General features: G+C 75.0%; 7 protein-coding genes. 1 reads left to right on the forward strand and 6 read right to left on the reverse strand.

The features are described from left to right. Nucleotides 1-184: 184 nt before the first annotated feature. Nucleotides 185-1120, forward strand: a complete 936-nt coding sequence (locus tag EDJALFJO_RS32670) for a heme o synthase (RefSeq protein WP_088290819.1) — start codon at nt 185-187, stop codon at nt 1118-1120. Nucleotides 1121-1481: 361 nt separating this feature from the next. On the opposite strand, the gene EDJALFJO_RS32675 is transcribed toward EDJALFJO_RS32670, so the two are convergent. From EDJALFJO_RS32675 to EDJALFJO_RS32700, 6 genes are all read right to left on the reverse strand, one after another. Continuing rightward, on the reverse strand, nt 1482-2480 hold the full coding sequence (locus EDJALFJO_RS32675) for a heme A synthase (RefSeq protein ID WP_198950865.1): 999 nt from the start codon (nt 2478-2480) through the stop codon (nt 1482-1484). Nucleotides 2481-2598: 118 nt separating this feature from the next. Further along, nucleotides 2599-3393 carry an anti-sigma factor gene (locus EDJALFJO_RS32680; protein ID WP_088290812.1) on the reverse strand — a complete coding sequence of 265 codons (795 nt, stop codon included), beginning with the start codon at nt 3391-3393 and terminating at the stop codon, nt 2599-2601. Next, entirely contained in the window at nt 3380-3940 is a 561-nt protein-coding gene (locus EDJALFJO_RS32685) for an RNA polymerase sigma factor (protein ID WP_088290813.1), read from the reverse strand. Before EDJALFJO_RS32685 ends, EDJALFJO_RS32680 begins: the two co-directional genes overlap by 14 nt. A gap of 185 nt (nt 3941-4125) precedes the next feature. Continuing rightward, nucleotides 4126-4851 carry a class F sortase gene (locus tag EDJALFJO_RS32690; protein WP_088290814.1) on the reverse strand — a complete coding sequence of 242 codons (726 nt, stop codon included), beginning with the start codon at nt 4849-4851 and terminating at the stop codon, nt 4126-4128. Nucleotides 4852-4972: 121 nt separating this feature from the next. Beyond that, the gene (locus tag EDJALFJO_RS32695; protein ID WP_088290815.1) at nt 4973-5788 is read right to left on the reverse strand and encodes a DUF4397 domain-containing protein; all 816 of its coding nucleotides are present in this window, start codon (nt 5786-5788) and stop codon (nt 4973-4975) included. A gap of 108 nt (nt 5789-5896) precedes the next feature. After that, nucleotides 5897-6640: ABC transporter permease (locus tag EDJALFJO_RS32700; RefSeq protein WP_304441310.1), on the reverse strand; the 744-nt coding region annotated here is incomplete at its 5' end.

The following is a 6640-nucleotide window of genomic DNA, read 5'->3' on the forward strand; positions in this document are numbered from 1 at the left end:
CCCGCCGCGCCGTGGGGGTCGTCCGGACGGTCGTCCGGGGACTCGCCCGGCCGGTGGCCCGCGCGTCGGTGTGACATGGCGCGCCCGGTGGGTGTGAGCGGCCGGTGCGCGCGTAGAGTGTGCGTGTTCTGCCGTCAGCACAGAGGACGCCGTGACCACCGTCGACCCCAGCCCGCCCGCCGTCGTGCGGTCCGCGTCGGCGTTGCCGGCCGCCGCGATCCTCGTCCGGCCGCGCCGCTCGGTGCTGCGCACGGTCCGGGCCTACGTCGCCCTGACGAAGCCGCGGATCATCGAGCTGCTGCTCGTGACGACCGTGCCGACCATGATCCTCGCCGCCGGCGGCTTCCCGTCGGTGTCGCTCATCCTGCTGACGCTCGTCGGCGGCACCCTCGCGGCCGGCAGCGCCAACGCGCTGAACATGTACCTCGACCGCGACATCGACACCCTCATGCACCGGACCGAGCGGCGTCCGCTCGTCACGGGCGAGGCGAGCCCGCGCGGCGCCGTCGTCTTCGGCGTCGCCCTCGGCGCGGTGTCGGTCGCCCAGCTCGCGCTCACGGTGAACGTGCTGTCCGCCGTCCTCGCGCTGGCGGCGATCCTCTTCTACGTCTTCGTCTACACGCTGGTCCTCAAGCGCCGGACGCCGCAGAACATCGTCTGGGGCGGGGCCGCCGGCTGCATGCCGGTCCTCATCGGCTGGGCCGCCGTCCGCGACAGCCTCGACTGGGCCCCGGTCATCCTCTTCGGGGTCATCTTCCTGTGGACGCCCCCGCACTACTGGCCCCTGTCGATGCGCTACCGCGACGACTACGCCGCCGCGCGGGTGCCGATGCTCGGCGTCGTCGCGTCCCCGGTCGAGGTCGCGAGGCAGTGCGTCGTCTACACGTGGGCGATGATCGCCTGCTCGCTGCTGCTCGTGCCCGTCGCTCCGACCGGGCCGGTCTACGCCGTCGGTGCCGTGCTGCTCGGCGCGGTGTTCCTCACCGAGACCTACAAGCTGCTCGGCCGTGCCAAGGCCGGCGTCGCGCAGATCCAGCCGATGCGGGTCTTCCACTGGTCGATCACGTACCTGACGCTGCTGTTCGTGCTCGTCGCCGTGGACCCCTTCGTCCGCTTCTGAGCGTGACGCTGGTCGACTTTCGAGCGTGATGCTCGTCGCGACTCCCGAGCGTGATGCTGGTCGGCTTCCGAGCGTGATGCTGGTCCGCTGTTGAGCGTGCTGCGGCTACCCCTGGGTGGGGTGCGCGCGTCCTCTGGCGGGTTTCGCACGCGTCGGCGCTCGTCCTCTGGTGATCTATGCACCCAACGCTCGTCCTCTGGTGTCCGAAGCACCCCAAGATCGCGTTTTGGGGTGCTTCGGACACCAGAGGACGGGGGCAGGTGAATTCGACACCAGAGGATGCGAGCGGGTGAGGTGCGGGACCCGCCAGAGGACGGGTGCGCAGATGCAGGGCGTACCCGGGCGCTGCGCGAGAGGTGCGTCAGCCGCCAGAGGACGTGCGCACCGCAGCGGGCCTGCTGAGCCCCGTCACCGCGGCGACCGACGCGGTCACCGCGACGACGAGCAGCGCCGACCCGAGCATGTGGAGCGACACGAGCGTGACCGGCAGCCCGGTGAAGTACTGCACGTAGCCGATGACGCCCTGGAGCAGCGTCACGCCGAGCAGCCAGGTGGCGCGGCGGTGCGCGGCCGGGGTGGCGCCGACGAGGCGCATGGCGAGCATGAGGGCCACGACGAGGCCGACGAAGAGCCAGACGGCGTCCGCGTGGAGCCAGCTCACGGTGCGGGGGTCGAAGCCGAAGCGGTTCGGCGTCTCGGCGTCGCCCGAGTGCGGGCCGGAGCCGGTGACGACCGTGCCGAGGACGAGGACGACGCCGCAGACCACCGCGACGGCCCAGGCGATCCAGTGCACCTCGCGGCGCGCGACGCGCTCGGTCGGGTGCAGGACGACGAGGAGCAGCACCGTGGACGCCGCGATGAGCACCGCGGAGAGCAGGTAGTGCGCGGCGACCGTCTGCGGGGACAGCCCGGCGAGCACCGTGATGCCGCCGAGCACGGCCTGCGCGACGACACCGAGGAACGGGACGGCGGCGAGCAGGAGCAGGCCGCCCTCGCGGGGACCGCCCGCCGCGCGCCGGCGCCGGACGTCGGCGAGGACGACGACGAACGCGGCGAGGGCCGCGATGCCGATGACACCCGTCAGCGTCCGGTTGCCGAACTCGATGTACTTGTGGACGCCCTGCGGCTGCTCGACGACCGGCGTGTACGAGCCGGGCACGCACTGCGGCCAGGTCGGGCAGCCGAGCCCGGAGCCGGTCAGCCGGACGAGCCCGCCGGTGAGGACGATGCCCACCTGCATGACGAGGTTGGCGAGGAGGGCCGGGCGCATCGCGCGGTCCACCCAGGTGCGACGGGAGGTGACGCCGGCAGCGCCGTCCGGGACCGTGACCGAGGGTGTCGCGTCGGAGGTCGTGCTCACGTCCACCACCCTAGGCGGCGGGTTCCGGCGAGCGCGCGCCGGAGGTCCCGACCTAGGTCCCGGGCCGGGTGGAGGATGGCCGGTCCCCGCGCGGGCACACCCGTGCCGGTCACCGGCGTCAGCCCGGGATGGTGCCGCGCAGCAGGCTCTTCCCCGAGTGCACGGGGTCGCCGTCGAGCGGCTCGGCGGAGATGTCGACGACGGGGTACTGCCCGAGGTCGAGGCCGTCCGGGATCGTGAAGCGGCCGGTGCTGCCGGTGAGGACGCCGATCGGCACCATCTTCTTCACCGAGGCGTCGATGAGCCACACCTCGTAGAACCCGTCGGTGCTCGCCAGCTTCGAGACGTCCACCTCGAGCACCCGGCCGCCGTCCGCCTGGACGATGACGGCCCGGCCGCTCGCCGCGGGGTCCACGGGCAGCGGGTCGAGCGCGGCCTGGGCCACGATGATCGGCGTCGGCTGCGGGTCTCCGCCGTCGAGGAGCTGGGTCACCATCGAGCCCCCGACACCGCCGACGACGAGGGCGGACGCCGCGACGGCGAGCATCGGCCACCGGCGGCCGCGGGTGGTCCGGGGCCGCATCCGCAGGACGGGTGCGACGGTGTCGGCGGCCGCCGGGACGCTCGCGGGACCGTACGCCGGCAGCGGCGACGGCGGGGCGGGCGGCAGCACGTCACCGCTGCGCGGCCGGACCCCGACGCCGGTCGCGGCGACGATGCCGTCCCACACGTGCGCGGGCGGCGGCACGACGGCCGCCGGGGAGCGGTCGCCACGGCCGGCGGCCACGGTGCGGCCGAAGGACTCGACCTCGGCGCGGCACTGCGCGCACCCGCGCAGGTGCGCGGCGTCGGCCGGGGACGGGGTCTCGCCGAGCGCCACGAGGGCGAGGGCGTCGTCGTCACAGTGCTGCACCGTCCACCTCCAGCCGGTCGCGCAGCCGCACCAGGGTGCGGCGGATGTGGCTCTTGACCGTCCCGAGCGGAAGTCCCGTCCGGGCGGCGATCTGGTCGTGCGTCATGTCGTGGAAGAACGCCAGCTCGATGATGCCCCGTTGCGGCTGCCCGAGCTTCGACAGCTCGCCCATGAGGACGACGCGGTCCTCGGCGGTGCGGTCCACGGTCGCGGTGGGGGTCACGTCGTGGAGGGCCTCGGCGGCGTCCCGGACCCGGGCCTCGCGTGCCCGGCGGGCGTGCGCGTCGGCGATCCGGTGCCGGGTGATCCCGACGAGCCAGGCGGGCAGCGGGCCGCTGTCCGGGCGGTAGCCCGCGCGCCCCGTCCACGCGGAGACGAAGACCTGCTGGGTGACGTCCTCGGCGTCGGGGCCGCTTCCCAGGGCCCGGCAGGCGAGCCCGTGGACGAGTCCCGCCCAGCGCTCGTACGCGAGGGCCAGGGCACGCTCCTCGCCGTGGGCGAAGAGCTTGCCGACCTCCTCGTCGGACGGACCTGCGTCGTCGCTCATGAGCGCCGGGACCTCGCGCGTTGGGGGACGTGTGTCGAGGACCACGCTAGCCCGGCCGGGCCGGTGCAGGGGAACGTGAGCCGTCACCTCGATCACGGTAGGGGAGGGACCGCGCAGCCACACCTCGACGGCCTGGCCGGAACCGGCCGGGGAGCGCGTCAGCGTGTCGCCGGGGCCGCGATGGCTCATGCCGCGCCGCCGACCGGCTCGGCGACGACGACGAGGTTGTCGCGGTAGCTCGACAGCTCGGGGACGAAGGGCCCGCCACAGGTGATGAGGACCAGGCGCGGTGCGCCGTCCCGGGCGAAGAGCCGCTCCGTCGGGAGCCGCTTCTTGACGAGGGTCTCCTTGCCGACGACCTGGTAGCGGACGGTCCGGCCGTCCGCGAGCCGGACGTCGACCCGGTCGCCGACGCCGACCTCGCGCAGGCGGAACATCGCGCCGGGCCCCTGGGCCTTGGAGTCCACGTGGCCGGCCACGACCGCGGCGCCCGCCGCGGACCCCGGCGGAGGCCCGTACCGGTACCAGCCGACCCGGTCCACCGAGCGCGGAATGACCATCGAGCCGTCCTTCTGGACGCCGACCGGGTCGACGGCGGCGCGGACGTCGATGGCGGGGATCGACAGCGACACCGGGTTCGTCGCCGCCTCCGGTCCCTCGTCCTCGGGGGCGGCCGGACGGGCCGTGACCTTCGGGACGGCGGGCCGGGACGCCGACGCGGAGGCCGACGGCTCCGGCGACGCGGAGGGGGACGACGGGCCCGCCGACGACGGCGCGGAGGACGAGGGGACGGCGCCCACGGACGTCACGGCGACGCCCTCGGAGGCCGACGGCCGGGTGAGCCACCAGCCGAGCGGTGCCGCCACGGCGACGACGAGGCACGCGGCGACGAGGATCCACCAGCGACGCATGACGACGGCTCCTCGTGAGGATCGGACGGACGGGACAGGGCGGGACGGCGGTCGGGCAGGGGCCCGCCCCGTCGTCCCCGGCGGCAGGCAGGGGACGACGGGGCGGGGTGGTGCGGGAAGGTCAGCCGCGACGGGTCGCGAGGACGGCACGCCGCCCGGCGAAGGCCGCACCCGCGAGCGCGACCACGGTCACCGCGACGAGGGGCATCGGGAGACCGTCCTCGAGCAGGCCGCCGGTGCCGGACGGGACGCCGCCCGGTGCCGAGTGCAGGCCGCTGATCGTCTGCACGGCGAGGGCGAGGTTCTTGTCCTCGGCCGAGCCCCACGCGTAGACGATCGTGTTCGTGCCCTCCTTGAGGTCGAGGTCGGCCGGGCCGATCGCGACGGTGTCGGTGCCGGCGAGGACGACGTCCGCGCTCACCTTGGCGGCGGGGATGTCGGCCTTGGCCTCCTTCGGGTTCTCGAGGCCCTCGAAGACCGGCGTGCCACCGGCGCGGACGTCGACGGCCGGGGCCGCCGCCGTGTGCCGGACGGTGAGACGCGTCTCGCCCGGCTTGATCCGGCTGGTGTCGTTGACGAACGGCGTCAGGACGGGGGTCCCGTCGGCCGTCAGGTGCGCGACGATCGTGATGTTCGCACCGCTCGGCACGGCGACGTCGTCGGCCTTGATGGCCGGCGTGCCGTCGGGGTCCTCGCCCGCGGGGAAGACCGCGAGGTCGTAGGTGCCCTCGGGCAGCTTGACCGGGTCGGTCAGGGTGCCGGGCTTGAAGTCGGTGAGGAGCGGGTCACCGTTGGCGTAGACGTCGACCGTGAGGCCGGGGACGCCGTGCAGGACCGAGACGTCGGACGTGCCGGCCGCGCTCGAGGGGGCGGCGGCCGCGAGGCCGAGCCCGAGGGCCACCGCACCGGTGGCGGCGAGGACGCGCAGGGGGCGCATTGGGTGCTCCTGTCGTGGGTGGGTAGAGCCTTCAGACCCCACTTCGCCGCGACCCCCGCAGCCGGATGCACCTGATGCGGAAGAGTTTTCCGCCGCCTTCCCGGACGGTCAGTCCCAGCGGAAGAACCGCCCGGCGAGGACCGCGGCGCCCGCGCCCCAGACCGCGAGGACGGCGGCCGCGCGGACGTCGAGCGCGCCGTCGACGAGGGCGGCCCGCAGCCCGTCCCCGAGCGCCCCCGAGGGCAGCAGGCCCGCGACGTGCCCCCAGCCGCCCATCCGGTCCGGCGGGACGACGACCCCGCCGGCCGCGAGGAGCAGGACCCACACGAGGTTGGCGGCGGCGAGCACCCCCTCGGCGCGGAGCGTCCCCGCGAGGAGCAGGCCCAGGGCGGTGAACGCGGCCGTGCCCAGGGCGAGGACCAGCACCGCGGCGGGCAGCCCGGCCGCGGCGGGCCGCCAGCCGAGCACGAGGGCGATCCCGCCGAGCACCGCCACCTGGACCACCTCGACGACGGCGACGGCGAGCACCCGGCCCGCGAGCAGGCCGCCACGGCCGAGCGGCGTCGTCCCGAGCAGCCGCAGCACCCCGTAGCGGCGGTCGAAGCCGGTCCCGATGGCCTGCCCGGTGAAGGCCGTGGACATGACGGCGAGCGCGAGGACCCCCGCCGTCGCGACGTCGGCGCGGCGGCCCGGCCCGAGGTCGAGGACGTCCGTGAGGCAGAGCCCGACGAGGGCGAGGGCGGGCAGCACGAGCGTGAGCAGGAGCTGCTCGCCGTTGCGGAGCAGCACCGTCGCGTCGAACCGCGCCTGGGCGAGCACCCGCCGCAGCGGCGGGGCGGGGGCAGGGGCAGG

Origin of the sequence: Kineosporia sp. A_224 (assembly GCF_002198655.1) — a bacterium.
Lineage (GTDB): Bacteria > Actinomycetota > Actinomycetes > Actinomycetales > Kineosporiaceae > R-H-3.